Source organism: Roseovarius sp. CH_XMU1461 (genome assembly GCF_037027165.1).
In the GTDB taxonomy this organism is placed as follows: Bacteria; Pseudomonadota; Alphaproteobacteria; order Rhodobacterales; family Rhodobacteraceae; genus Roseovarius; species Roseovarius nubinhibens.
Genome location: NZ_JAYMDV010000007.1, coordinates 28,233 through 54,001, shown reverse-complemented (window position 1 = coordinate 54,001; position 25,769 = coordinate 28,233). Strand labels below are relative to the sequence as shown.

21 protein-coding genes and 1 tRNA gene are annotated in these 25,769 nt (G+C 66.4%); 14 read left to right on the top strand and 8 right to left on the bottom strand.

Annotation, left to right across the window (positions count from 1 at the left end):
* Positions 1-18 precede the first annotated feature (18 nt).
* From WA237_RS16195 to WA237_RS16185, 3 genes are all read left to right on the top strand, one after another.
* Entirely contained in the window at positions 19-978 is a 960-nt protein-coding gene (locus tag WA237_RS16195) for a tripartite tricarboxylate transporter substrate binding protein (RefSeq protein ID WP_336098874.1), read from the top strand.
* 72 nt (positions 979-1,050) lie between these two features.
* On the top strand, positions 1,051-2,454 hold the full coding sequence (gene sauS, locus WA237_RS16190) for an acylating sulfoacetaldehyde dehydrogenase (protein ID WP_336098872.1): 1,404 nt from the start codon (positions 1,051-1,053) through the stop codon (positions 2,452-2,454).
* Positions 2,451-3,962, top strand: a complete 1,512-nt coding sequence (locus WA237_RS16185; protein WP_336098871.1) for a class I adenylate-forming enzyme family protein — start codon at positions 2,451-2,453, stop codon at positions 3,960-3,962. The genes sauS and WA237_RS16185 overlap by 4 nt, the downstream gene beginning before the upstream one ends.
* Before the next feature lie 344 nt (positions 3,963-4,306).
* Here WA237_RS16185 and WA237_RS16180 read toward each other — a convergent pair.
* Positions 4,307-4,393, bottom strand: a tRNA-Leu gene (locus tag WA237_RS16180).
* Positions 4,394-4,455: 62 nt separating this feature from the next.
* Positions 4,456-4,941 carry an Lrp/AsnC family transcriptional regulator gene (locus tag WA237_RS16175; protein ID WP_336098869.1) on the bottom strand — a complete coding sequence of 162 codons (486 nt, stop codon included), beginning with the start codon at positions 4,939-4,941 and terminating at the stop codon, positions 4,456-4,458.
* 103 nt (positions 4,942-5,044) lie between these two features.
* Between WA237_RS16175 and putA the strand changes: the two genes are divergently transcribed.
* The 3 genes from putA to WA237_RS16160 are packed head-to-tail and all read left to right on the top strand — an operon-like array spanning position 5,045 to position 9,679.
* Positions 5,045-8,497: a bifunctional proline dehydrogenase/L-glutamate gamma-semialdehyde dehydrogenase PutA gene (gene putA / locus WA237_RS16170; RefSeq protein WP_336098868.1), complete on the top strand. Its 3,453-nt coding sequence runs from the start codon at positions 5,045-5,047 to the stop codon at positions 8,495-8,497.
* A gap of 31 nt (positions 8,498-8,528) precedes the next feature.
* The gene (locus tag WA237_RS16165; protein ID WP_336098866.1) at positions 8,529-9,302 is read left to right on the top strand and encodes a rhomboid family intramembrane serine protease; all 774 of its coding nucleotides are present in this window, start codon (positions 8,529-8,531) and stop codon (positions 9,300-9,302) included.
* Positions 9,299-9,679: a GFA family protein gene (locus WA237_RS16160; RefSeq protein WP_009813690.1), complete on the top strand. Its 381-nt coding sequence runs from the start codon at positions 9,299-9,301 to the stop codon at positions 9,677-9,679. Before WA237_RS16165 ends, WA237_RS16160 begins: the two co-directional genes overlap by 4 nt.
* Before the next feature lie 76 nt (positions 9,680-9,755).
* Here WA237_RS16160 and WA237_RS16155 read toward each other — a convergent pair whose 3' ends face one another.
* Both WA237_RS16155 and WA237_RS16150 read right to left on the bottom strand, forming a co-directional pair.
* Positions 9,756-10,544, bottom strand: a complete 789-nt coding sequence (locus tag WA237_RS16155) for an inositol monophosphatase family protein (RefSeq protein WP_009813691.1) — start codon at positions 10,542-10,544, stop codon at positions 9,756-9,758.
* Between the two features lie 81 nt (positions 10,545-10,625).
* Positions 10,626-11,546, bottom strand: a complete 921-nt coding sequence (locus WA237_RS16150) for a LysR family transcriptional regulator (protein WP_009813692.1) — start codon at positions 11,544-11,546, stop codon at positions 10,626-10,628.
* A 99-nt stretch (positions 11,547-11,645) separates the two neighbouring features.
* Between WA237_RS16150 and metF the strand changes: the two genes are divergently transcribed.
* Together metF and WA237_RS16140 are read left to right on the top strand one after the other, a co-directional pair.
* A complete protein-coding gene (gene metF / locus WA237_RS16145) occupies positions 11,646-12,512 on the top strand; it encodes a methylenetetrahydrofolate reductase [NAD(P)H] (protein WP_336098864.1) in 867 nt (288 codons plus the stop codon).
* Positions 12,513-12,627: 115 nt separating this feature from the next.
* Positions 12,628-13,077 (top strand): PaaI family thioesterase, encoded by a 450-nt coding sequence (locus WA237_RS16140; RefSeq protein WP_216016230.1) that lies wholly within the window; start codon positions 12,628-12,630, stop codon positions 13,075-13,077.
* A 31-nt stretch (positions 13,078-13,108) separates the two neighbouring features.
* Here the strand turns inward: WA237_RS16140 and WA237_RS16135 are convergent, their stop codons facing one another.
* Together WA237_RS16135 and WA237_RS16130 are read right to left on the bottom strand one after the other, a co-directional pair.
* Positions 13,109-14,170, bottom strand: a complete 1,062-nt coding sequence (locus tag WA237_RS16135; protein WP_009813696.1) for a DUF2235 domain-containing protein — start codon at positions 14,168-14,170, stop codon at positions 13,109-13,111.
* 95 nt (positions 14,171-14,265) lie between these two features.
* A complete protein-coding gene (locus WA237_RS16130; RefSeq protein WP_336098862.1) occupies positions 14,266-15,198 on the bottom strand; it encodes a LysR substrate-binding domain-containing protein in 933 nt (310 codons plus the stop codon).
* 116 nt (positions 15,199-15,314) lie between these two features.
* Here WA237_RS16130 and WA237_RS16125 point away from each other — a divergent pair, with 116 nt between their 5' ends.
* The 5 genes from WA237_RS16125 (at position 15,315) to WA237_RS16105 (ending at position 21,925) form a co-directional block, all read left to right on the top strand.
* Positions 15,315-16,202, top strand: a complete 888-nt coding sequence (locus WA237_RS16125) for a phytanoyl-CoA dioxygenase family protein (RefSeq protein ID WP_336098859.1) — start codon at positions 15,315-15,317, stop codon at positions 16,200-16,202.
* 35 nt (positions 16,203-16,237) lie between these two features.
* Positions 16,238-16,861, top strand: a complete 624-nt coding sequence (locus WA237_RS16120; RefSeq protein WP_336098858.1) for an HD domain-containing protein — start codon at positions 16,238-16,240, stop codon at positions 16,859-16,861.
* Positions 16,862-17,216: 355 nt separating this feature from the next.
* Positions 17,217-20,111, top strand: a complete 2,895-nt coding sequence (locus tag WA237_RS16115; protein ID WP_336098856.1) for a valine--tRNA ligase — start codon at positions 17,217-17,219, stop codon at positions 20,109-20,111.
* 133 nt (positions 20,112-20,244) lie between these two features.
* Complete coding sequence (locus WA237_RS16110) at positions 20,245-21,018, top strand: HpcH/HpaI aldolase/citrate lyase family protein (protein WP_336098854.1); 774 nt, start codon at positions 20,245-20,247, stop codon at positions 21,016-21,018.
* Positions 21,011-21,925 (top strand): glucokinase, encoded by a 915-nt coding sequence (locus WA237_RS16105; protein WP_336098853.1) that lies wholly within the window; start codon positions 21,011-21,013, stop codon positions 21,923-21,925. Before WA237_RS16110 ends, WA237_RS16105 begins: the two co-directional genes overlap by 8 nt.
* A gap of 49 nt (positions 21,926-21,974) precedes the next feature.
* On the opposite strand, the gene WA237_RS16100 is transcribed toward WA237_RS16105, so the two are convergent.
* Positions 21,975-23,150: an MFS transporter gene (locus WA237_RS16100; protein WP_050754177.1), complete on the bottom strand. Its 1,176-nt coding sequence runs from the start codon at positions 23,148-23,150 to the stop codon at positions 21,975-21,977.
* Positions 23,151-23,306: 156 nt separating this feature from the next.
* Entirely contained in the window at positions 23,307-24,200 is an 894-nt protein-coding gene (locus WA237_RS16095) for a LysR family transcriptional regulator (protein WP_336098852.1), read from the bottom strand.
* 99 nt (positions 24,201-24,299) lie between these two features.
* On the opposite strand from WA237_RS16095, the gene glyA reads away from it, so the two are divergent.
* Positions 24,300-25,619: a serine hydroxymethyltransferase gene (gene glyA / locus WA237_RS16090; protein WP_336098851.1), complete on the top strand. Its 1,320-nt coding sequence runs from the start codon at positions 24,300-24,302 to the stop codon at positions 25,617-25,619.
* Positions 25,620-25,769 lie beyond the last annotated feature (150 nt).

Genomic DNA, 25,769 nt, shown 5'->3' with positions numbered 1-25,769 from the left:
CCTAGGGAGGATAAGAGAATGAAAAAACTGATCGCAGGGGTCGCCTTGGCCCTGACCACATTGACCGGGGGCGCGGCGCTGGCCGAATATCCGGAACGGCCCATCATGATGATGGTGAGCTATGGCGCCGGCGGCGCGACCGATTTCCAGGCCCGCATCGTCACCATGACCGCGGGCAACGAGGACGCGCTCGGCATGCCCATCGCCATCCTCAACAAACCCGGCGCGGGCGGCCGTGTCGGCTGGAACTGGTTCGCCACCCAGGCCGAGGCCGACGGCTATACGCTCGGGGCCTATAACATTCCGCATTTCATCGCCCAGTCGGTTAAGGGCGGCGTCTCCTACAGCGCCGACAGCTTTGAGCCCATCGCCAACTGGGGCGCCGATCCGGCGGTCTTCGTGGTCGCGGCGGACAGCCCGATGAACTCGATGGACGACGTGGTGAACTATGCCAAGGAAAACCCCGGCAAGCTCACCTTCTCGGGCGCGGGCCTCTTCGTGGGCCACCATATCGCGGCGCTGCAGCTGGAAAAGGCCTCGGGCGTGAAAATGGCCTATATCCCGACCAAAGGCGGCGGCGCGGCTGCGATGAAAGCGGTGATCGCGGGCGAAGTGATGGGCGGGGTCAACAACCTCTCGGATGCCTATCGCGCCGAACAGGCGGGCAATATCAAGATCCTCGGCGTGTTCGATCTCGAACGCAGCAGCTTCCTGCCCGATGTGCCGACGCTCAAGGAACAGGGCTATGACATCGACGACGCCTCGGTGAACTTTCGCGGTGTGATGGTCCCCAAGGGCACCCCACAAGAGGTGATCGACGTGCTCGCCGCCAAAGTCCCCGAGATGTTCCGCAACGACGCCGTCGCCAAGAAGATGGAGGCCGGCGGCTCGCCCATGCACATCATGACCCGCGACGAGGTCAAGAAGATGTGGGAGGCCCGCGAAACCACCCTGAAGGACCTTCTCGCAGGTCTCTGACCTGTCTCTCCCTGGGGCATGGCGGCCCGGCCCCGGCCGCCCGCCATGCCCATCCAGATAAGGATGCTCCCGATGAACGCACATGACGAAACCGCCCAGGTCGAGGCCATCATGGCCCGCGCCCGCACCGCCCAGCGCGCCTATGAAACGGATGCGAGCCAAGAGCGCTATGACCGGGCCGCGCAGGCCGCCGCCTGGGCCATCATGGAGCCCTCGCGCAACCGCCGCCTCGCTGAACTTGCGGTGGAAACCACCGGTCTCGGCAATGTGCCCGACAAGATCACAAAGAACCATCGCAAGACGCTTGGCCTGATGCGCGACATCAAGGGCGTGGCAACCCATGGCATTCTGTCAGACGACGCCGCCACCGGCATCACCACCATCGCCCGGCCCATCGGCGTCATCGGCGCGGTCGTGCCTTCGACCAACCCGGCGGCAACCCCGGCCAACAACATCATCAACGCGCTCAAATGCGGCAATGCCGTGGTCGTGGCCCCCTCGCCAAAGGGCGTGGCCGCCTGCGAATTGCTGCTCCAGTATATCCATGCCGAGCTGGGCAAAATCGGCCTCGACCCCGATCTCGTCCAGATGATCCCCGCCCCCGGCTCCAAGGCCAAGACCCAGGCCATGATGGAGCTCTGCGACCGGGTGATCTGCACCGGAAGCCAGAACAACGTCCACCGCGCCCAGACCTGCGGCACCCCCGCCGTGGCGGTGGGGGCGGGCAATGTCACCGTGATCGTCGACGAGACCGCCGATCTCGCGGCGGCGGCGGCCAAGATCACCGCCTCCAAGACCTTCGACAACGCCACCTCCTGTTCCTCCGAGAACTCGATGATCGTGGTCGATGCGATCTATGACGATTTCATCGCGGCGCTCGCTGCCGAGGGCGGCGCGCTGGTCCGCGACGCGGCGCAGATCGTCTCGCGGCTCTGGCCCGACGGCCATCTCAACCGCGAGGTCATCGCACAGGACGCGGACAAGATGATCGCGGCGCTGGGGCTCGCGGGCCAAGTGCCCGATGACACCAAATTCCTCGCGGTCGAAACCGACGGCATCGGCCCCGATCACCCGCTCTCGGGCGAAAAGCTGAGCCGCGTCGCGGCCCTCTACCGCGCCCGCGATTACGACCATGCCGCCGAGATCGCGGCCCGCATCCTCGCCTATCAGGGCGCCGGCCATTCCATCGGCATCCACACCGCCCGCGACGAGCGCGCGGTAGAGCTTGGCCGTCACATGCCGACCTGCCGCGTCATCGTCAATCAGGCGCACACCTTCGCCACCGGCGGGGCGTTCAACAATGGCATGCCGTTCTCGCTCTCGATGGGCTGCGGCGGCTGGGGCGGCAACGCCATCGACGAGAACCTGCATTGGAAACACTTCCTGCAAACCACCAAAGTGGTGCGCGAAATCCCCGCGAACGAGCCCTCGCTCGACGAGATTTTCGCCGACTACTGGGCGGAGGCAGGGCAATGAAGATCGACGCGCACACGCCGCCCGCGGGCACGCTGCGCGACTGGCTCGACCATCGCGCCGCAACCACCCCGGACCGCCCCGCCTTTCTGTTCTTCGACGGGGGCGATCCGCTCACCTGGGCGGCGCTGCGCAACCGGGCGCGGCAATTGGCCCAGGCGCTCACCGTGCAGGATCTGGCCAAGGGCACCAGCGTCGCCATCCTGCAGCCCAACGGCCGCGCCGCCATCGAATCCCTCTTTGGCGTGCTCTATGGCGGCTTTCGCGCCACGGTGATCAACCTTGTCGCCGGGGACGAGGCCATCGCCTATGCGCTCGACCATTGCGAGGCCCCCGTGGCGCTGGTCGGCGAGGCCCAGCAGGATCTCTTTTCCCGCACCCGTCCCGACGGCCAGACCGCCTTTGCCCCGCGCGACGGGGTCGGGGCCGAGCTGCACCCGCTGCGCCCCGAGGATGACGCGCTTCTGATGTACACCTCCGGCACCACCGGCCGCCCCAAGGGCGTGATCCACAGCCATGCGAGCCTCTTGGCCGGCGGCTGGACCCCGACCATCGCCCACGAGCTGAGCGCCTCGGATTGCGGCCTCTGCGTGCTGCCGATCTACCATATCAACGGGCTCTGCGTGACGGTGATGAGCACGCTGATCTCCGGCGGCACCCTCGCCGTGGCCGAGAAATTCTCGGCGAGCCGCTTCTGGGATCAATGCGAAACCGCCCGCGCCACCTGGTTCTCGGTGGTGCCGACGATCATCTCGCATCTTTTGCATTCGGACATCACCCCCGGCGAGGCCACCCGCGCCCGCCTGCGCCTTGGCCGCTCGGCCAGCTCGGCGCTGTCGCCCGATGTCCAGACCGCCTTTGAAACCCGCTTCGACGTGCCGATCATCGAAACCATGGGACTCACCGAAACCGCGGCCCAGATCCTGTCGAACCCGCTGCCCCCCGGCGTGCGCAAGATCGGCTCGCCCGGTCGCGCCTATGGCAACGAGGCCTGCATCCTGTCGCCCGCGCTCACCCCGCTGCCGCCCGACACCCAGGGCGAGATCGCGGTGCGCGGCCCCAATGTGATGCGCGGCTATTTCAAGAACCCCGAGGCCACGCGCGACACCTTCGGCCCCGATGGCTGGCTCCGCACCGGCGATCTCGGCCATATCGACGCAGATGGCTATGTCTATGTCACCGGCCGGCTCAAGGAGCTGATCATCAAGGGCGGCGAAAACATCGCCCCGCGCGAGATCGATGAGGCGCTCTATGCCCATCCCGACGTGGTCGAGGCGGCGGCCTTTGCCCGGCCCTGCAAGACCTATGGCGAACGAGTCGAAGCGGCGGTGCGGCTCTGCGATGGCTCGCCTCTGACCGAGGCCGATCTGATCGCGCTGTGCCACGACCGTCTGGGCCGGTTCAAATCGCCGGATTGCATCCATCTGCTCGACGATCTGCCCAAGGGCCCCTCGGGCAAGATCCAACGCATCAAACTGCCCGAGCTTTGCCCCGAACCCGTGGCCTCATAACACAGCCCTTTGGGGCGTTTCAGCCTCACGAATCATCCTAAGGATGTGCCGACTACACGATTTCTCTTAACGTTTCGTTAAAAGTGCGTTAAGAAAAACTGTGTGATTATCAAGGTTTGTGTGTGTACTCATGGTACGAGTGGCTATGGCGATCAGCCTATGCGCGGGGGTTGCGACCCCCGCGTTGTCGGGCGTCACGCCGCCGATCTCGACCGCCTGTTCGAAACGGGGCTCGGCCTGATCCCCTGAACTCATCCCCATCGCAGAACGATCCCCAAACGCGCCTGCATCGAACGGCGCGCCTGCCAGCGATAGGAGAGAGGGAGAAGTCCGCAGAGCGAGTGTGGTGCGGGCGGTGGGACTCGAACCCACACGGGCACAAGGCCCAACAGATTTTAAGTCTGGTATGTCTACCATTCCATCACGCCCGCACGTGGCGCGACAATACTGGGCTGGCCGGGGGTGTAAAGACCGTGCGCGGCGGCAGAGGCCGCTAGATCATCTCAACAAGCCCGCTGTCCTTGACCGCCTGCATCGCCACATGGGTCGAGGTGTGCGACACATGCGGCAGGGTCGAGATCTGCTCGGCCAGAACCCGGCGGTAATCGCCCATATCATGGGTCCGCACCTTGAGCAGATAATCGAAATTCGCCGCGATCATATGCGCCTCTTCGATCTCCGGCACCCGCAGCACCGCCGCGTTGAACGACGCCAGCGCCGCCTCGCGCGTATCGGTCAGCCGCACCTGCACGAAGCTCACATGATCCCGGCCGAGGCGGATCGGATCGACCTCGGCGCGATAGCCGGTGATCACCCGCGCCTGCTCCAACCGCCGCAGCCGCGCCTGGGTCGGCGATTTCGACAGCCCGATGCGGCTGGCGAGCTCGGTGATGCTCATCCGCCCATCCGCCGACAGCGCGCGCAGAATCGCATGGTCGAACCGGTCGAGCTCAATCTGGTCGTTTTGGCTGCTACCCATCGCGTTTTTCCGTCATTTGGCCTGCGATCCTTCAATAATCGGGAAATCTACCGCATCGCCCGGGTGTAATCTAGGTCAAATCACTTCTCTTGGGATCTCTCACATGACCACAGCCCTGGATGCCCGCGCCCGTATCGACCACGACACCTACGCCCCCGAGGCGACCACGCTCAAACGGCTCATCGCCGAGGCCGGGCTGAGCGCCGAGGACCGCGCCGCCATCGCCGCCCGCGGCGCCGATCTGGTGCGCGACATCCGCGCCCGCACCGATCCCGGCATGATGGAGGTGTTTCTCGCCGAATATGGCCTCTCGACCGACGAGGGCATCGCGCTCATGTGTCTGGCCGAGGCGCTGCTGCGGGTGCCCGATGCCGACACGATCGACGCGCTCATCGAGGACAAGATCGCGCCCTCCGACTGGGGCAGCCATATGGGCCATTCCACCTCGAGCCTGGTCAACGCCTCGACCTGGGCGCTGATGCTCACCGGGCGGGTGCTCCGCGAGGATCAAAAGCCCGGCCCCGTCGGCCATCTGCGACAGGCGATCAAACGTCTGGGCGAGCCGGTGATCCGCACCGCCGTCGGCCGCGCCATGAAGGAAATGGGCCGTCAGTTCGTGCTCGGCGAAACCATCCGCAGCGCCATGGACCGTGCCCGCAACATGGAGAAGAAGGGCTATACCTACTCCTATGACATGCTGGGCGAGGCGGCGCGCACCGATGCCGACGCCACCCGCTATCACCTCGCCTATAGCCGCGCCATCACCGCCATCGCCGAGGCCTGCACCGACCGCGACATTCGCAAGAACCCCGGCATCTCGGTCAAGCTCTCGGCGCTGCATCCCCGCTACGAGGTGGCCCAGCGCGACGAGGTGATGGCGGTCTTGATGCCCCGTCTGCGCAGCCTCGCCCTGCTGGCCAAATCCGCCCGCATGGGGCTCAACATCGACGCCGAGGAAAGCGACCGCCTGGCGCTCTCGCTCGATGTCATCGAAACCGTGCTCTCGGAACCGGCGCTCGACGGCTGGGACGGGTTCGGCGTCGTGGTGCAGGCCTATGGCCAGCGGGCCGGTCACGTGCTCGACTATCTTTACGAGCTCTCGACCCGGCTCGACCGGCGCATCATGGTGCGGCTCGTCAAAGGCGCCTATTGGGACACGGAGATCAAGCGCGCCCAGGTCGAGGGCATCGACGGCTTCCCGGTCTACACCGCGAAACCCGCCACCGATGTGAGCTATATCGCCAATGCCCGCAAACTGCTCGGCATGACCGACCGCATCTACCCGCAATTCGCCACCCATAACGCCCATACCGTCGCCGCCATCCTCCACATGGCCGGGGACGAGCGCGAAACATTCGAGTTTCAGCGCCTGCATGGCATGGGCGAGGCGCTGCATGATCTGGTGCTGACCAACCAAGGCACCCGCTGCCGCATCTACGCCCCCGTCGGCGCGCATCGCGACCTGCTCGCCTATCTGGTGCGCCGCCTGCTGGAAAACGGCGCCAACTCGAGCTTTGTGAACCAGATCGTCGACGAAGATGTAAGCCCCGAAGAGGTCGCCCGCGATCCCTTTGACCTGCTCGAAGAGGCGCTGAGCCACAGCCAGGCCGCGATCACCCGCGCCCCCGATCTCTTTGCGCCGGAACGGCCGAACTCCAAAGGCTTCGACCTGACCCATCAGCCGACGCTCGACCTGATCGACGCGGCCCGCGCACCGTTCGCCCGCCACCGCTGGCAGGCCGCGCCGCTCTTGGCGGGTGATGCCGCGCCCAACGCGCCGCGCGATCTCACCAACCCCGCCGATCCCGCCGACAGCCCCGGCTCGGTGGCCGAGGCAAGCGCTGCCGATATCGAGACCGCGCTCGCCCATGCCGCGCCCTGGGACGCCCCGGCCGAGGACCGCGCCCGCGTGCTCAACCGCGCCGCCGATCTCTACGAGGAGAATTTTGGCGAGATCTTCGCGCTGCTCGCCCGCGAGGCCGGGAAAATCCCGCTCGACACCGTGGCCGAGCTCCGCGAAGCGGTGGATTTCCTGCGCTACTACGGTGCCAACGCGCCGCAGGACCCGCCCGTCGGCCTCTTCACCTGCATCAGCCCGTGGAACTTCCCGCTCGCCATCTTCACCGGCCAGATTGCCGCCGCGCTGGCGGCGGGCAATGCGGTGCTGTCGAAACCGGCGGAACAGACGCCGCTCATCGCCCATCGCGCCATCTTGCTCCTGCATGAGGCGGGCGTGCCGAAAACCGCGCTGCAATTGCTGCCCGGTGCGGGCGATGTCGGCGCGGCGCTGACCTCCGATCCCCGCATCGGCGGCGTGGCCTTCACCGGCTCGACCGAAACGGCGCAGAAGATCCGCGCCACCATGGCCGAAAACCTCGCCCCCGGCGCGCCGCTCATCGCCGAAACCGGCGGGCTTAACGCGATGATCGTCGACAGCACGGCGCTGCCCGAACAGGCGGTGCAGGCCATCGTCGAAAGCGCCTTCCAATCGGCGGGTCAGCGCTGCTCGGCCCTGCGCTGCCTCTATGTGCAAGAGGACATCGCCACCCCCTTCACCGAGATGCTGATCGGCGCGATGGATGCGCTCCACATCGGCCAGCCCTGGCAGATTTCGACCGATGTCGGCCCGGTGATCGACGAAGAGGCCCGCGCCGGGATCGACGCCCATATCCAGACCGCCCGCGCCGAGGGCCGGCTGGTTTATGAGCTCAAGACCCCGAATGCGGGCACCTTCATCGCGCCCACGCTGATCAAGATCGGCGGCATTGCCGATCTCGAGCGGGAAATCTTCGGCCCGGTGCTCCACATCGCCACGTTCAAGAGCCATCAGCTCGACGAGGTGATCGACGCGATCAACGCCACCGGCTATGGGCTGACCTTCGGCCTGATGACCCGGATCGACGACCGGGTGCAGCATGTGACCGAGGCGGTGCATGCGGGCAATATCTATGTGAACCGCAACCAGATCGGCGCCATCGTCGGAAGCCAGCCCTTCGGCGGCGAAGGCCTCTCCGGCACCGGTCCCAAGGCTGGCGGCCCGCATTACCTGACCCGCTTCACCGCCCGCCCTGCGCCCGAAGCGCCTGCAGGGCAGGGCGACTGGTCGGAGGAGATGGACGCCAAAGACCTCGCACAGGCGCTGGCCAAGGCCCCCGCTGGCCCGGAGACCCGCGCGCTCATCCTGCCCGGACCGACCGGCGAATCGAACCGGCTGAGCGTCTTCGCGCGCGAGCCGCTCCTGTGCATGGGGCCGGGGGCCGATCTGGCCGAGGCCCAGGCCGAGGCAGTCCGCGCCCTTGGCGGTCGCGCCGTGGTGACCTCTGGCCGGCTCATGCCCGAGGCGCTCACCGCGCTTCACGGCATCTCCGGCGCGCTCTGGTGGGGCGATGCGGCGCAGGGCCGCGCCTATGCCCGCGCGCTCGCCGCCCGGCCCGGCCCGATCCTGCCGCTGATCACCGGCCTGCCCGACACCGGCCATGTCTGTCACGAACGCCATGTCTGCGTCGACACCACCGCCGCAGGCGGCAACGCGGCGCTGCTCGGCGGCGTCTCTTGACGCGCCCGCGGCTCGGGGACATGGTTTGCCCATGTTCCCGATCCGCGACCACAACCCCTCGGGGCGCAAGCCCTATGTCACCTGGACGCTGATCGCGGCCAATGTGCTGATCTTTCTGGCCTATTACCCGCTGGCCACCAGCGATCAGGCCCTGATGCAGATCTATGCCGAATTTGCCCTCGTGCCGGCGCTCGTCACCGAGGGCTATCACTACCACGGCTTTTTGACCTCCATGTTCATGCATGGCGGCTGGATGCACCTTCTGGGCAACATGCTCTTTTTGTGGATCTTCGGCGACAATATGGAAGACGAGATGGGCCATGTCGGCTTTGCGCTCTTCTATCTCGTCTCCGGGCTCGGCGCGGGGCTGGTGCATTACGCCTCTGGCCCCGGCTCTCTCGTGCCGACGGTGGGGGCCTCGGGGGCCATCGCCGGGGTGATGGGCGGCTACCTGCTGCTCTTCCCGCGCGCCAAGGTCGACATCCTGCTGATCCTGATCATCCTCTTCCGCATCTTCACCGTGCCCGCCTGGCTGGTGCTCGGTGCCTGGTTCGCGCTGCAGCTCTATAGCGGTCTCGGCGCCGATCCCGATATGGGCGGCGTCGCCTATTGGGCCCATGCCGGGGGCTTTGTCATCGGCGTGGCGCTGACCCTGCCGCTGTTTTTGCGGCTGGGCGGCGCGGGTTTCTGGACCCGCAACCACGGCCAGCCGCCGCATCCCGAGGCCGAATACCGCTATGACGCGACGCGCATCCCGACCGTGCGCAAAGTGACCCGCATTCCCACCGTCCGGAGGCGCAAATGAGCACCGATCTCTCTCACCCCATGACGCTCACCTGCCATTGCGGCGCGGTCGAACTGCGCGTGCAGCTGGCCGAAGGGCTCGACACCGCGCGGCGCTGCGATTGCAGCTTCTGCCGCCGCCGGGGCACCCCCGCCGTCACTGTGCCGCTCGACGGGCTCGAAATCCTGCGCGGCGCGGACAAGCTCACGCTCTACCAATGGGGCACCAAGACCGCCCGCCATCATTTCTGCTCGGTCTGCGGCATCTACACCCATCACCGCCGCCGCTCGAACCCGAACGAATATGGCGTCAACATGGGCGCGCTCGAAGGCGTCAACCCGGCCGAGCATGAACCGATCGGCTGGCATGATGGGGTCAATCACCCCTCGGATCGGTAACTCGTCCCACGAAAAAACGCACCGGCGTGATACCGATGCGTTACCGACGTTCTACCGACAGGGCGTTTCGCGCGCCTTAGGCGTTGCGAATGACCTTGGCGAATTTCTCGAAGACCTGCTCATTGGCACAGACCACATTGCCGTCTTCGATGATATTTCCTTGTGGATCAAGCGGTTGCACCATGCCACCCGCCTCGCGCAGGATGACAACCCCGGCCGCCAGATCCCAGGCGTTCAACCGCCGCTCCCAGAACCCCTCATACCGGCCCGCGGCCACATAAGCCATATCCAGCGCCGCCGCCCCCCAGCGCCGCACACCGGCACAGACAGGCATCAGCCGCGCAAGATCCTGAAGCGTGTGGGGCAGGTCGCTCCGCCCACCAAAAGGCACGCCCGTGGCAAAGATCGATTCGATCATTTTCGACCGCCCCGACACCCGCAAACGGCTCTCGTTCATCCAGGCGCCTTCGCCTTTTTCGGCATAGAACATCTCGTCCTTGGCGGCGTCGAAAATGACGCCCGCGACGATCTGGCCCTTATGTTCAAGGCCGATGCTCACCGCCCAATGGGGCAGGCCATGCAGGAAATTCGTGGTCCCGTCGAGCGGATCAACGATCCAGCGCCGGGTCGGGTCCGCACCGGCGATCTCGCCACCTTCCTCGGCCAGCCAGCCATAGGTCGGCCGCGCCTCGAGCAGCGCTTCCTTGAGGATCTCTTCGGCCCGCAGATCGGCCCGGCTCACGAAATCGCCCGCACCCTTCATCGAGACCTGAAGGTTCTCGACCTCGCGGAAATCCTTGACCAGCGACCGACCCGCCTTGCGGGCCGCCTTGATCATGATGTTGAGATTTGCACTGCCGATCATCACGGGCTCCTGTTTATCAAGCCGCGCGTATACGCGCCAAAGCCCGTCTTGCCAAGGCCCGATGGGGCAAAACCCGCCGCCTCAGGCCGGCGCCGCCGCCCGCCGCTGCAACCGCACCGGAATGTCCCGCCCCAGCTTGAGGAAATGCGACATATAGGGCTTGTCCGCATCATCGTCCCGGATCGCCGCATAGAGCCGCTTGGTGAGCCCCGCCTCGGTCACCCGCCGCACCACGTAATCGCTCGACCCGTGCAACTCGCGCACCACCCAATCGGGCAGCACCGCCACCCCGCGCCCCGACGCCACCAGCATCAAGATCACCGCGGTGAGCTCGACCTGCCGGGTGGCCTTCGGCTCGACCTTGGCGGGGGTCAACAGCTCGGTGAACACATCGAGCCGCGAGCGGTCCACCGGATAGGTGATGAGCGTCTCATCGCGGAAATCCTCGGCCACCACGAAAGGCTTTTCCGCCAGCGGATGATGCCGCGACGCCAAGAACACCGGCTCGTAATCGAACAGCGGCTTGAAACTGATGCCGGGCAGGGTCTCGGGATCTGACGACACCACCAGATCGACCTCTTCCTTCTGCAACGCCGGCAGCGCGTCAAAGGCGAGCCCCGGCCGAATATCCACATCGACCTCCGACCACGGCTTGCGGAACTGTTCCAGCACCGGAAAGAGCCATTCGAAACAGGCGTGGCATTCAATCGCGATATGCAGCCGCCCGGAACTGCCCTCCCGCAGCCCGCTGAACTCATCTTCCAGCGCCTCGATCTCCGGCAGCACCCGTTCCGCCACCCGCAACAGCCGCAGCCCCGCCGCCGAGAGCTTCATCGGCTTCGACCGCCGCACGAAAAGCTCGACCCCGGCCTGATCCTCAAGCCCCTTGATCTGATGGCTGAGCGCCGATTGCGTGATGTGCAACAGGTCCGCCGCCCGGGCCAGCCCCCCGGCCTGATGGATCGCGCGGATCGTGCGGAGATGGCGAAACTCAATATGCATCTTGTGGTCGGCCTCATGTTCTTTGTGAGGAATATGAATTTGCCTAATCATGCTGCGCCTGCAACAAGAACTCAAGACCCAAGCCAGAGGATCACCCAGATGACCACGCCTGCCATCTCTTTTGAATTCTTCCCGCCCAAGACGCTCGAGGCGTCCTTCCGCCTGTGGGACACGGTGCAGACCCTGGCCCCGCTCGAGCCGCGTTTCGTCTCCGTCACCTACGGCGCGGGCGGCACCACCCGTCAGCTCACCCGCGAAGCGGTCGAAACCCTGCACAAATCCGCCGGTCTCAAGGTCGCGGCCCATCTGACCTGCGTCGATGCGAGCCGCTCTGAAACCCTCGCCATCGCCGATGATTTCGCCCGCGCCGGTGTCACCGACATCGTGGCGCTGCGGGGCGATCCGCCCAAGGGCTCTGGCGGCTTTCGCCCGCATCCCGACGGGTTCGAGGACAGCTGCGCGCTGATCTCGGCGCTGGCGGACACCGGCCGGTTCAACATCCGCGTCGGGGCCTATCCCGAACGCCACCCCGAGGCCGCAGATGACGCCGCCGACGTCGACTGGCTCAAGCGCAAGATCGACGCCGGCGCGAGCGAGGCGATCACCCAGTTCTTCTTCGAGGCCGAAACCTTCCTGCGCTTCCGCGACCGCTGTGCCAAGGCCGGGATCGACGCGCCCATCGTGCCCGGTATCCTGCCGATCGAGAACTGGTCGAACACCCGCCGCTTTGCCACCGCCTGTGGCACCGGCGTGCCGCAATGGCTCGACGATGCCTTTGACAAGGCCACCCGCGACGGGCGCGAAGACCTGCTCGCCACCGCCCTGGCGACCGAGCTTTGCAGCGATCTTATCGAGGAAGGCGTCGAAACCCTGCATTTCTACACGCTGAACCGCCCCGAACTGACCCGTGACATCTGTCACGCGCTTGGGGTGACCCCCAAGGTGAAACTGCGCGATGTGGCCTAAGTCGCGCGGTTGACAGGCCTCCGCGGCGCACCAATAACACCCTGAGCATTGGTGCGACGCGGAGCCTGTCCTTTTGACCCTCACATTTGCCGAAACTCTCGACGATCTGCCCGATATGGCGGATCTTCTGTCCCGGTCGGGGCTCGATTTCATGCAGGCGGTGCTGCGCGGCGAGCTGTCCGGCCCGCCCATCGGCCGCACCCTCGGCTTTCACCTGACCGAAGTCGCCGAGGGCCGCGTCGTCTTTGAAGGCAGCCCCGGGTTCAACACCACCAACCCGATGCGCGGCACCCATGGCGGCTGGTACGGCACGCTCCTCGACAGCTGCATGGCCTGCGCGGTGATGACCTGCGTGCCCCAGGGCAGCTATTACACCACGCTCGAATACAAGGTGAACATCACCCGCGCCATCCCGCTCGGCACCTCTGTCCGCGCGGTCGGCACGGTGAGCCACGCGGGCCGCTCCACCGGCGTCGCCAGCGGCGAAATCCGCGGCATCGACGACGACCGCCTCTACGCCACCGGCTCGACCACCTGCCTCATCATGCAGGCGCGTCAGGACTGACAGAGCTTGAAAAGCGACGAGGGCAGGGGGCCTACACCACCCTCTGCGGCGTCGTCAGATGCGGGTCGTCGCGGCGCACCGATGGGTGCAGATGCTCGGACGGGTCGGCCCCCACCACCCGCTCGCGGCGGATGAGGAAGAGCTTGCCCCAGCCCCGCCAGCGCCCCACCGACGGCGCCTCGGGATCACAGGCAAACCGCTTGTGCCACTCCCCCGGCAGCGCCAGCCCACAGGCTTCGGCCTTTTCCAACATCCACACCAGCGGAATATTCGACAGCGGCCGCGCCTCGTGAAAACTGCCCAGATGCCCGCCCACATCGCCATGAGTGCCGCGAAACCAGACCTGCTCGACCCGGCCCTTGCCGCCCTCGGGTGAGTGCCACATCACCGGCTCGAACGCCGCCCGCGTCTCATCCAGCGCCAGCGCGTGATAGCCGTGCCGCACCACCGGCGACAGCGCATGGTTGTGAAACGCATGGCTGTCCTCCTTGAACCGCCACAGGATCGGCAGCCGCCAGCCCAGCGCCTTGACCGTGTCCCAGACGCCGATCATCTCGATCTCTACCGTCTCGTGGCAATAGGCCTCGCGAAACTCCGACATCGCGCCATTGGGATTGATGCTGCGATAATGCCGATAGGCGAGGTTGACGTTGCGCTCGGTCGCATGCTCCGCCCGCAAGAGCCCGACCTTGTCGATCGCCCCGGCCAGCGACCGCACCGCGAACGCCCCTCGCGAATAGCCAAAGAGGAAAATCCGGTCGCCGGGCCGATAGCGGCTGGCGAGATAGCCATAGGCGCGCCGGATCTGCCGGTTGAGCCCGCCGCCGGTGATGATATCGCGCGTGCTGCGCCAATCCTGCCATTGCAGCCCGGCCTCGTAATAGATCGACAGCGACGGCCCGCCGATCTCATCCAAGAGCTTGTAGGTGAGGCCTGCATTGCTCTCGAACCCTTCGGCCAGCGTCGACATCGTGCCATCGAGAATGAGAACATGGGTCATCTGGCCCCGGTGATGCGCCTGACCGCGCCGCCGTTGCCGCAGACCCGGTATGCCCAGATCGGAAATCCATTTGATCAATCTGCGCATCGACATCGCGCGGACACCCCGTTGTTGCGTCGACCTGACAGGGACACACACTCGCACCTTACTCTTAACATAGGCGAAAAGACGGGCGGGTCAGGGCGCTATCACGGGATTTTTTGGCCCCGTGTGTCCGCGCCCCCCGCCGCCACACCCGCCGCCACCTCGGCACAATAGTCGAGAAGCCCGCGGCGAAACCCCCGCGCCGCCGGACGCAGCGCCGCCAGATCGCGGCACACCAGATGATAGCTCTCGCGCCCGGCAATCGACAGCCCCGGCAGACACGCCACCAGCCCCGCGTCACGCATCGCCTGATCGCTGGCCGGGGCCCGTGCCAGCGCAATGCCAAGCCCCTCGCGCGCCAGCGCCATCGCGGTCACCGTGTCCTCGGTCTGCAGGAATCGCGCCCGCCCGGGCATGAGCCCGAGATGCTCGAAAAGCTGCAGCCACCCGGCCCGATGTTCGCCGAGATTGATCAGCCGATGCTGCAAGAGATCCGCCGCCCCGGTGATCTCCTGCGCCAACCCCGCCCGCGCCACCGGATAGAGCCGCTCGCCCAACAGCGCCTCGCTGTCGCGGCCAAGCGTCGCCGTCTGCCCGAACACGATCTCGAGATCGGCCACCTCGCGCAGCCCGCCGCGCCACTGGCTGATCGTGGTGACGGTCACCGCCACCTCGGGATGCGCCTCGCAATAGCGCGGCAGGAACCGCGCCAGCAGACCTTGCGCGAACATCGGCTCGCATTGCACGAAGAGCTGCTGACCGGGGGCCGCGCCAAACAGCCCATGGGTGGCGCTGTCCACCGTGCTGAGCGCCTGCTGGATCGACGGCAGATAGGCCCGCCCGGCCTCGGTCAACCGCACCGCATGGGCCTGCCGCTCGAACAGTGGCCGCCGCAACCGGTCCTCCAGCGCCCGCACCTGCTGGCTCACCGCCGCCGCCGACATGTTGAGCTCCTGCGCCGCCCGGGCAAAGCTCTCGTGACGCGCGGCGGCTTCAAACACGCGCAACCAGTTGAGAGAGGGCAAATTGAGACTCATATCCCGAGGCTAAGCCCAGCTTGCCCTCAGCGTCCAGTCTTTCGCCTATCGCCGCCGCCCAAGCCCCGGCTAGGCTCGGGGCGAAACAGGCGATATCGCAGAGGGAGGAACAGGCGATGACGGCACTGGCGCTTGCGGCGGGACAGCTCGATACCGGGCTGCAGGACCGCTACTGGCAGGACGGGTTTCTGCATCCGATCACAGTGATGGACGCGGCCGAGGCCGCCGCCATCCGCTCCGAGTTTGAAACGCTCGAAGCGGACTGGCGTGCCGCCGACCTGCCGCTGCCGCTCAACAGCTACCTGCGCGTCAACGCCCATTGCGTCTTGCCATTGGCCGCGCGTCTGGCGCTCGACCCGCGCGTGCTCGACGTGGTCGAAGGCGTGCTCGGCCCCGATCTCATGGTCTGGTCGGCCGAGTTCTTCATCAAGGAGCCGCGCACCAAACATGTGGTCGGCATGCATCAGGATCTGACCTACTGGGGCATGGGCGAAACCTCGGATCAGGTCACCGCCTGGATCGCCCTCTCGCCCGCCACCTGCGCCTCGGGCTGCATGGATTTCGTGCGCGGCAGCCATAAAAACCCGATCCTGCCGCATGTCGACACCTTCTCCGAAACCAATCTCCTGTCGCGCGGTCAGGAGGTCGCCGTCGAAGTGGCCGAGGGCGACAAGACCCATATCGAACTGCAGCCGGGGCAGATGTCGCTGCACCATGGGCTGACGATCCACGGCTCCGGCCCCAATGGCTCGGACGACCGGCGCATCGGCTTCGCCATCCGCTACCTCAACCCCAATGCCCGTCAAGAGGTCGCCGACCGCGACTACGCCATGATGGCCCGCGGCGCTGATCACAGCGGCAATTTCCTCCATTACATGCCGCCGCGCGCGCCCTTCCACCCGCAGGCCCTCGCCCTTTACGATACGATCCGCCGCGCCCAGGCAAAAGCGCTGGCCCAAGGCGCGTCCAAGACAGTAGGCTTATACGCGGAACAGGGATCATGACCGCGCCTGACGCGGCACAGCAAGGAGCCTCAAAGATGGACAAGGTCAGCTTCACGCAGATGAAGGACGGCACCAAGGAAGATTATGAATTCCTCACCGCCCATGAGATCGACCACACCAAACACACCGCCAAACGGCTGCTCAAGGCACTCTCGGAACTGGATGAAAGCCTCTCCGGCTATCAGATCACCCGGCTCGGCCATTCCGTCCAATCCGCCACCCGCGCCTGGCGCGACGGGGCCGATCTGGATTGGGTCGTGGCGGCGCTCCTGCATGACATAGGCGACATCTACGCGCCCTATAACCACGATGAATACGCCGCCACCATCCTGCGCCCCTTCATCCGCGAACAATGCGCCTGGGTGGTGCAGACCCATGGCGATTTTCAGATGCTCTACTACGGGCACCACCTCGACGGCTTCGACCAGCACAAGCGCGAACGCCATCGCGGCAACCCCTATTTCGACGACAATGCGCAATTCTGCGAGCGCTGGGATCAGGCGTCTTTCGACCCCGATTACGACACGCTGCCGCTCGAGTTTTTCGCGCCGATGGTGGAAGAGCTCTTCGCCCGCACGCCCTATGACCCCGAGGTGATCCGCCCCGGCGCGCGTGAGCCACTGGTGGATGACGCCGTCGCCGCCCGCCGCGCCGCCTGATCCGCCACGGCTGCGCCCCGGGCCTCTGTCGGGTTTGGGTATTTGACACCAGAAAGACGCAAGGCCGCATCTTGGCCCTGCGCCCGGTCCTGCTAAACGAACCCTTTGATAACCGCCCCGGCCCCACAAGGCACGGGGCGGCCTCTTCCTGGTACGGTCATCGGCTCCCCAGCCTGTACCGCGCCGCCAGTTTCGCAGCTCTGGGTTAACAAGAGGTTTCGCGCCTCTTTCTGGTGGCAAATACCCCTGTCCCGCCCGCGCCACAGGCGCGCCGCCTCGGGGGGCACACCCTTTTCCTTTGCGCGGCCATTCGCTAAGGGAGGGGCAAACCCCTTCCGGTACAGGACGACAGACGATGGCGATGGAAAAAACCTTTGACGCGGCCGCAGCTGAGGCACGGCTTATCGAGGCCTGGGAACAGGCCGGCGCTTTCCGGGCCGGGGCCAATGCCAAGCCCGGCCGCGACAGCTATTCCATCATGATCCCGCCGCCCAATGTCACCGGCGTGCTGCACATGGGCCATGCCTTCAACAACACGCTGCAGGATATTCTCATCCGCTGGAAGCGGATGCAGGGTTTTGACACGCTCTGGCAGCCCGGCACCGATCACGCGGGCATCGCCACCCAGATGGTCGTCGAACGCGAGCTTGCCAAAGAGGGCAAGAAACGCACCGATTTCAGCCGTGATGAATTCCTGTCGCGGATCTGGGCCTGGAAAGAGCAATCGGGCGGCACCATCATCAATCAGCTCAAGCGCCTCGGCGCGTCCTGCGATTTCGACCGCACCGCCTTTACCATGGCGGGCGCGGCGGGCGACACGCGCACGGGCCACGAAAACTCGCCGAATTTCCACGATGCGGTGATCAAGGTCTTTGTGGAGATGTACAACAAGGGGCTGATCTATCGCGGCAAGCGGCTGGTCAACTGGGACCCTCATTTTGAAACCGCCATCTCCGATCTCGAGGTCGAGAATGTCGAAGTGGCCGGTCACATGTGGCATTTCAAATACCCGCTCGCCGGCGGCGCGACCTATGACTATGTCGAAAAGGACGAGGACGGCAACGTCACCCTCCGCGAGACCCGCGACTATATCTCCATCGCCACGACACGCCCCGAAACCATGCTCGGCGATGGCGCGGTGGCGGTGCACCCCTCGGACGAACGTTACGCGCCGATCGTCGGCCAGCTCTGCGAAATCCCCGTCGGCCCCAAGGAACACCGCCGCCTGATCCCGATCATCACCGATGATTACCCCGATCCGAATTTCGGCTCGGGCGCGGTCAAGATCACCGGCGCCCATGATTTCAACGACTATCAGGTGGCCAAGCGCGGCGGCATCCCGATGTACCGTCTGATGGACACCCGCGGCCAGATGCGGGCCGATGGCGCCCCCTATGCCGACGAGGCCGCCAAGGCCCAGGCCCATGCCAAGGGGGCGGCCTTCACCGAGGCCGAGGCCGATGCGATCAACCTCGTCCCCGATCACCTGCGCGGTCTCGACCGGTTCGAGGCCCGCGCCAAGGTGGTCGAGGAAATCACCGCCGAAGGTCTCGCCGTGATGACGACCGAGACCCGCACCGACGAGGACGACAACGCGCAGGAGGTGGCCGTGCCGCTGGTCGAGAACAAGCCAATCATGCAGCCCTTTGGCGACCGGTCCAAAGTGGTGATCGAGCCGATGCTCACCGACCAATGGTTCGTTGATGCGGAAAAAATCGTCGGCCCCGCCCTCGATGCGGTGCGCGACGGCACGGTGAAAATCCTGCCCGAGAGCGGCGAAAAGACCTATTACCACTGGCTCGAGAACATCGAACCCTGGTGCATCTCGCGCCAGCTTTGGTGGGGCCATCAGATCCCGGTGTGGTTCGACGAGGAGGGCCACCAATATTGCGCCCCGACCGAGGCCGAGGCACAGGCACAGGCGGGCGAAGGCGTCACGCTCACCCGCGACCCCGACGTGCTCGACACCTGGTTCTCGTCCGGTCTCTGGCCCATCGGCACGCTCGGCTGGCCCGAGGAGACCGAGGAATACAAACGCTATTTCCCGACCTCGACCCTGGTCACCGGTCAGGACATTCTCTTCTTCTGGGTCGCCCGGATGATGATGATGCAGCTCGCCGTCGTCGATCAGGTGCCCTTTGACACCGTCTACCTGCACGGGCTCGTCCGCGACGCCAAGGGCAAGAAGATGTCGAAATCCACCGGCAATGTCATCGACCCGCTCGAGATCATCGACGAATACGGGGCCGACGCGCTGCGCTTTACCAATGCCGCCATGGCCTCGCTCGGCGGCGTGCTGAAACTCGATATGCAGCGCATCGCCGGCTATCGCAATTTCGGCACCAAGCTCTGGAACGCCGCCCGCTTTGCCGAGATGAACGGCGCCACCGGCAGCGATGGCCGGGTTCCCACACCCGAGGCCACGGTCAACCGCTGGATCATCGGTGAAACCGCCAAGGTCCGGCAGGTGGTCGACGAGGCGCTCGAGACTTTCCGCTTCAACGACGCAGCCCAGGCGCTCTATGGCTTTGTCTGGGGCAAGGTCTGCGACTGGTATGTCGAGTTCTCGAAACCGCTGCTGCTCGATGGCGACGACGCCACCAAGGCGGAAACCCAGGCGACCATGGCCTGGGTCATCGACCAATGCCTGATCCTGCTGCACCCGATCATGCCCTTCATCACCGAAGAGCTCTGGGGCACTTTGGGCCGCCGCGATACGATGCTCGCCCATGCCGATTGGCCGACATACGGGGCCGAGCTCGTCGATCCCGCCGCCGACCGCGAAATGAACTGGGTGATCTCGCTGATCGAGGCGGTCCGCTCGGCCCGTGCCCAGATGCATGTGCCCGCCGGGGCCAAAATCCCGATGGTGGTGACTACGCTCGACGCCGCCGGTCAGACCGCCTGGGACAGCAATGAGACGATGATCAAACGCCTGACCCGGGTCGAGAGCCTCGATAAGGTCGCAAGCTTCCCCAAAGGCTCGATCACCGTCGCCGTCGAAGGCGGCAGCTTTGGCCTGCCGCTCGCCGATATCATCGACATCGACGCTGAAAAGGCCCGTCTCGAAAAGACACTGGGCAAGCTTGCCAAGGAACTCGGGGGCCTGCGCGGACGGCTCAACAACCCGAAATTCGTGGCCAGCGCCCCGGATGAGGTGGTCGAAGAGGCCCGCGACAATCTCGCCCTGCGTGAAGAGGAAGAGACCAAGCTCAAAGAGGCGCTGGCCCGGCTCTCCGAGGTCGACTGACCTGCGGCGATCGCGGGGCGACCTCCGGCGCGGCGTTCCGGGGCAGGGGGGCTGACAGGGCTGGCCTTGGGCGGCGAATGGCGGTTAACTCCGCCATAGCCGCCCGCCCCACCGCATTCCAAGGAGCCGCCCGATGCCCGCGCCCACCAACACCTTCAAATCCGCCCTCGCCTCGGGCGATCTGCTGCTCGGCTGCTGGGCAGGGTTCGCCGATCCCTACGCCACCGAAGTGCTCGCCACCGCGGGCTATGACTGGCTGGTGATCGACGGCGAACACGCCCCCAACGACCTGCGCAGCATCTCGGCCCAGCTCGCCGTGCTGCGCGGCCAGCACAGCCACCCGGTGGTGCGCCTGCCGATGGGCGAGGCCTGGCTCATCAAACAGGTGCTCGACGCGGGCGCCCAGACCCTGCTCATCCCGATGGTCGAAAGCGCGGCTGAGGCCCGCGCTCTGGTCCGCGCCATGCGCTACCCGCCCGACGGCATCCGGGGCTCTGGCGCGGCACTCGCCCGCGCCTCGCACTTCGCCGACATCCCCGATTATATCGCCACCGCAAATGATCAGATGTGCCTGCTGGTACAGGTCGAAACCCGCGCCGGCATCGACGCGCTGGATGAAATCCTCGCGGTCGACGGCGTCGATGGCGTCTTCATCGGCCCCTCGGACCTTGCCGCCGACATGGGCCATATGGGCGACGCCTCGCAAGCGGAGGTGGCCGAGACCATCGAGGACGCGCTCGCCCGCATCCGTGCCGCAGGCCGCGCCGCCGGCATCCTCGCCCTCGACGACGCAACCATCCGCCGCTACCGCGATTGGGGCGCGAATTTCCTCGCCGTCGGCATCGACGTGGTGATGCTGGCCCAGACGGCACGGCAAACCCTCGCCAAATGGCGCACCGATGACTGAGACATGGCTCGTGGCCGATGTGGGCGGCACCAACAGCCGCCTCGGCCTCGCCACGCATGACGGGCTCATCGCGGGCAGCAGCGCCAGCTTTGCCAATGACGCTTACCCGGAATTCGACCGGCTCGTCGCCGAGTATCTGGCCGGGCAGGGGGCCGAGATCACCGCGCTCTGCGCCGGGGTCGCAGGCCCGGTGCGCGCGGGCCGCGCCCAGCTCACCAACCGCGACTGGCAGATCGACGCGGCCCGCCTGGCCCAGACCACCGGCGCCACCCGCGTCACCCTGATCAACGACCTGCAGGCCCAGGGCTACGCGCTCGACGATCTCGACGCGGCCCGGCTCACGCCGATCTGGCAGGCCGCCCCGCCACCGCCCCGCGCCACCCGCATGGTGCTGGGCCTCGGCACCGGCTGCAACATCGCCGTCACCCATGATCTGGGGTCTCACCTCTTCGTCCCCCCCGCCGAGGCCGGCCATTCCCGCCTGCCGCATCTGGCAGACCTTGCCCCCGCCATGGCCCGGCTCGAGATGGATCATCTGCCGGTCGAGGCCTTCCTCTCCGGCCCGGGGCTCTCGCGCCTCCACAAGGCGCTGCATGACGAAGACGCCAGCCCCGCAGAGATCCTCACCGGCCACAGCCCCGCCCAGCGCGACACGCGCGCCGCCGCCACCACGCTCCTCGGTCAGGTCTTGGGAAATTTCGCCACGATCCACCTGCCGATGGGCGGGATCTTCCTCATCGGCGGTCTCGCCCGCGCGCTGCTGCCGCGTCTCGACACCGATGCGCTTCGCGCCAATTTCATCCAAAAAGGCCCCTACCGCGCGATCCTCGAGGACATCCCGCTCTGGCTCATCACCGATGACGACGCCGCCCTGCGCGGCTGCGCCCGGCTCCTGCGACAGGGCTAGCGCCTCTTTCTGGTGTCAAATACCCAAAGCCACCGCCGCGCCTTGGCGCTCAGGCCGCGACCGGCGCGCGGTCTTCGCGGATCGGCAGGTGGACGATGGCGCTGAACGCCCCGATGCCGACCCCGATCCACCAGACCATCGTGTAATCGCCATAGATGTCATACATCCGCCCGCCGAGCCACACGCCCATGAAACTGCCAAGCTGGTGCGAGAAAAAGATGATCCCATAGAGCGTGCCCATATAGCGCAGCCCATAGATATGCGCGATGAGCCCGCTGGTCAGCGGCACCGTGGCCAGCCACAAGGACCCCATCGCCACCGAGAAAATCAGAACCGACGCCGGCGTGATCGGCATCAATATGAACGCCGCCGCCACAATCGTCCGCCCGGTATAGATCGCCGCCAGCAGGTATTTCTTCGAATAGCGCTTGCCGAGATAGCCCGCCGTCAACGTGCCCGCGATATTGGCGAGCCCGATGAGGCTCACCGCAACTGCGCCCAGCGCCGAGGTGGTGGTGATCCCCAGCCCATGCAGCACCCCACCCGGCAGGATCGGCCCACAGAGCTCGGTCACGAAGGCCGGAAAATGCGCCGTGATGAACGCCAGCTGATAACCGCAAGAGAAAAACCCGAGGAAAATGAGCGTATAGCTCGGATCGCGAAACGCCCGCTTGAGGATCGCCCCCATGCTCTCTTCGAGCTCGGCCCGGTTCACCGGCTCCGGCGCGCGCATCATCGGCAACACCATGAGCGTGGCGAGGATCGTCACCGCAAAGACCACGAACACCGCCTGCCAGCTCATCATCCCGAGCAGATATTCCGCCATCGGCGCGCCGAACACCTGTCCCGCCGAGCCCGCCGCCGTGGCAATGGCGAGGCTCATCGACCGGTTCTCGTCGCTGCTCGCCCGGCCCACCACCGCGAGGATGACGCCAAAGCCGGTGCCCGCGATGCCAAAACCCACGAGGATCTCATAGAGCTGATGCGCCTCGGGCGTCACCGCAAAGGACGACAGCACAAGCCCCGCCGCATAGGTGAGCGCGCCGAGGATGATCGCCTTGCGGTCGCCGATCTTCTCGGCCAGCGCGCCGAATATGGGCTGCCCGATGCCCCAGGCGAGGTTCTGAATGGCAATGGCAAGGCTGAACTCGGCGCGGAGCCAGCCGAACTCTTCCGCAATCGGGATCTGGAACACGCCGAACGACGCCCGGATCGCAAAGGACATGACGATGATCACACAGCCTGCGATCAGAACGGGGGTAAACAGCGGGGTTTTGGTCACGGGCCGGCTCCGGTAATGCCGCGCCACTCTAGGCCCGCCGCGAGGCGCGTCAATTCCGCATTTGTGATGGGTACAATCACCTCTCGTGACGGCCCCGGATCACACCGACGCCCGCAGCGCCGCGATGAGCCGGGTCAGATCCGCGCGTTTCGGCCCGCCCGCATGACCGAGGATCAGCGCCGCGTCGCTCGCCACCTCCGGCAGGCCGAGCGTCACCAGCTCACCGCGCGCCAGCATCCCGGCAATCAGCACCCGATGCCCCAAAAGCACCCCGGCCCCATGCCGCGCCTCCTCTGCCGCCAGCGCATAGAGCGAATAGCGCGGCCCGGCCCCGGCCTCCGGCAGCGCCACCCCGGCGGCCTCGGCCCAGCCCGCCCAATCGCCCTCCCAGCTCGCATCATGCAGCCGCGTCGCCCGCGCCAGATCCGCCGCGCCGCCGATCCCCTCGGCCAGCACAGGTGCCGCCACCGGCACAAGACTGTCACGCGCCAGAACCTCCTGCCGCGCCGCCTCCTGCGGGTCATCACTGACCGCGCCGATGAACAGGCTGAGATCAAAGAGCTCGCGGCGCAGGTTCGGCGGCGTCTCGAGCGCCGTCACCGAAAGACGCACCCCCGGCACCGCGGCCCGCAACGCCGCCATCCGTGGCAAGAGCCAGAGCTGCGCCACGCTCGGCAGCGCCGCAATGCTGATCACCGGCTCGGGCCGCAGCCCCTGCAGCTCGCGCACCGCCTCGCCCATCGCGTCAAAGGCCCGGGCAAACCGAGGCGCCAGCGCCGCCCCCTCAGGCGTGAGCCGCACGCCCTGCGCCCGCCGCTCAAAGAGCGCCACCCCGGCCCAATCCTCCAGCGCCCGGATATGCTGCGACACCGCCCCCGGCGTCACGCTGAGCTCTTCCGCCGCCAGCGCAAAACCCCCGAGCCGCGCCGCCGCTTCAAAAGCCCGCAGCGCGTTGAGAGGAGGCCCCTTGGGGCGAGGAGGCGAGACGGACATGAGCTAGGCCCAGTTTTTCTAAACTGAGAAAAAGGTAATCTGATTTGCGCCGCCACGCAAATCCGCGTTTCCTGTCGCAAACCGACAGGAGTATCCGCCATGACCCTCGCCCCCCGCAGCTGGGTGCCCGAAGCCTCTGACACCCTGGTGCAGCGCCTCGCGGCCCAGACCCATGCCGCCAACAGCGCCGCGCTGGAAACCCGCATCACCCGGCTCGCCGAGGACAACCGCCACATCCATGAACGCGATTGTTTCAACCTCAACCCCGCGACCAATGTGATGAACCCCCGCGCCGAGGCGATGCTCGCCTCCGGCATCGGCTCGCGCCCCTCGCTCGGCTATCCCGGCGACAAATATGAAATGGGCCTCGAGGCCATAGAGGAAATCGAGGTGATCGCCGCCGCGCTCGCCGCAGAAATCTTTGACGCGCGTCACGCCGAGATCCGCGTGCCCTCCGGGGCCATCGCCAATCTCTATGCCTTCATGGCGACCTGCAAACCGGGCGACACGATCATCGCGCCCCCGGCCGGGATCGGCGGCCACGTGACCCATCACGACGCCGGCTGCGCCGGGCTCTACGGGCTGCGCGTGCTGCACGCCCCGGTCAATGCCGATGGCTATACGGTCGATCTCGACGGGCTGCGCGACCTGGCGCGGCGCGAACGGCCCCGGCTCATCACCCTGGGCGGCAGCCTCAACCTCTTTGAACATCCCGTGCGCGAGACCCGGCAGATCGCCGATGAGGTCGGCGCGGCTCTGCTCTTTGACGCCGCCCATCAATGCGGCATCATCGCCAGCGGCGCGTGGAAGAACCCGCTCAACGAGGGCGCCCATCTGATGACGATGAGCACCTATAAATCCCTCGGCGGTCCCGCCGGCGGCCTGATCGTGAGCAATGATGACGCGCTGATGCAGCGCATCGACGCCATCGCCTTTCCGGGCATGACCGCCAATTTCGACGCCGCGAAATCCGCCGCTCTTGCCGTCTCGCTGCTCGATTGGCGCGACTATGGCCGGGCCTATGGCGCCGCGATGATCGACCTCGCCGCCGCGCTCGCCCGCGCGCTCAATGCCGAAGGCCTGCCGGTCTTTGCCGCCGATCGCGGCATGACCCGCTCGCATCAATTCGCCATCGAGGCGGCGGGCTTTGGCGGCGGTCAGGCGGCGTCGAAAACGCTGCGCCGGGCGGGGTTTCTCGCCTGTGGCATCGGCCTGCCGATCGATCCGGTGCCGGGGGACATGAACGGGCTGCGCATCGGCACGCCGGAGCTGGTGCGCTGGGGCGTGACCCCCGAGGATGCGCCGATGCTCGCGGGCCATATCGCCGCCGCCCTGACCAAGGGCGACCCCGAGGCGCTCGCCGCCACGGTGGCGACGGAACGGCAGCGCTTCTCGACGCTGAAGTTTATCCGAGCCTAAGCCACCGCGCGCCCGGCGCACAATCTCGGCCCCCTCGGCAGGGGGCCAAAGCCTCACCGTCGTCATACCGACGCTTTGCCGACGTGTGACCGACGTCGGATTTCAGCCCCTAGAGGCCGGGTTAACGCCGCAACGAGAAACCCCCGCACA

Bases quoted from the DNA above. Each gene is read 5' to 3' on its own strand.
- WA237_RS16195 (WP_336098874.1), top strand. From the start codon at position 19: ATGAAAAAACTGATCGCAGGGGTCGCCTTGGCCCTGACCACATTGACC.
- sauS (WP_336098872.1), top strand. From the start codon at position 1,051: ATGAACGCACATGACGAAACCGCCCAGGTCGAGGCCATCATGGCCCGC.
- WA237_RS16185 (WP_336098871.1), top strand. From the start codon at position 2,451: ATGAAGATCGACGCGCACACGCCGCCCGCGGGCACGCTGCGCGACTGG.
- WA237_RS16175 (WP_336098869.1), bottom strand. From the start codon at position 4,941: ATGGGTAGCAGCCAAAACGACCAGATTGAGCTCGACCGGTTCGACCAT.
- putA (WP_336098868.1), top strand. From the start codon at position 5,045: ATGACCACAGCCCTGGATGCCCGCGCCCGTATCGACCACGACACCTAC.
- WA237_RS16165 (WP_336098866.1), top strand. From the start codon at position 8,529: ATGTTCCCGATCCGCGACCACAACCCCTCGGGGCGCAAGCCCTATGTC.
- WA237_RS16160 (WP_009813690.1), top strand. From the start codon at position 9,299: ATGAGCACCGATCTCTCTCACCCCATGACGCTCACCTGCCATTGCGGC.
- WA237_RS16155 (WP_009813691.1), bottom strand. From the start codon at position 10,544: ATGATCGGCAGTGCAAATCTCAACATCATGATCAAGGCGGCCCGCAAG.
- WA237_RS16150 (WP_009813692.1), bottom strand. From the start codon at position 11,546: ATGCATATTGAGTTTCGCCATCTCCGCACGATCCGCGCGATCCATCAG.
- metF (WP_336098864.1), top strand. From the start codon at position 11,646: ATGACCACGCCTGCCATCTCTTTTGAATTCTTCCCGCCCAAGACGCTC.
- WA237_RS16140 (WP_216016230.1), top strand. From the start codon at position 12,628: ATGGCGGATCTTCTGTCCCGGTCGGGGCTCGATTTCATGCAGGCGGTG.
- WA237_RS16135 (WP_009813696.1), bottom strand. From the start codon at position 14,170: ATGTCGATGCGCAGATTGATCAAATGGATTTCCGATCTGGGCATACCG.
- WA237_RS16130 (WP_336098862.1), bottom strand. From the start codon at position 15,198: ATGAGTCTCAATTTGCCCTCTCTCAACTGGTTGCGCGTGTTTGAAGCC.
- WA237_RS16125 (WP_336098859.1), top strand. From the start codon at position 15,315: ATGACGGCACTGGCGCTTGCGGCGGGACAGCTCGATACCGGGCTGCAG.
- WA237_RS16120 (WP_336098858.1), top strand. From the start codon at position 16,238: ATGGACAAGGTCAGCTTCACGCAGATGAAGGACGGCACCAAGGAAGAT.
- WA237_RS16115 (WP_336098856.1), top strand. From the start codon at position 17,217: ATGGCGATGGAAAAAACCTTTGACGCGGCCGCAGCTGAGGCACGGCTT.
- WA237_RS16110 (WP_336098854.1), top strand. From the start codon at position 20,245: ATGCCCGCGCCCACCAACACCTTCAAATCCGCCCTCGCCTCGGGCGAT.
- WA237_RS16105 (WP_336098853.1), top strand. From the start codon at position 21,011: ATGACTGAGACATGGCTCGTGGCCGATGTGGGCGGCACCAACAGCCGC.
- WA237_RS16100 (WP_050754177.1), bottom strand. From the start codon at position 23,150: ATGTCCTTTGCGATCCGGGCGTCGTTCGGCGTGTTCCAGATCCCGATT.
- WA237_RS16095 (WP_336098852.1), bottom strand. From the start codon at position 24,200: ATGTCCGTCTCGCCTCCTCGCCCCAAGGGGCCTCCTCTCAACGCGCTG.
- glyA (WP_336098851.1), top strand. From the start codon at position 24,300: ATGACCCTCGCCCCCCGCAGCTGGGTGCCCGAAGCCTCTGACACCCTG.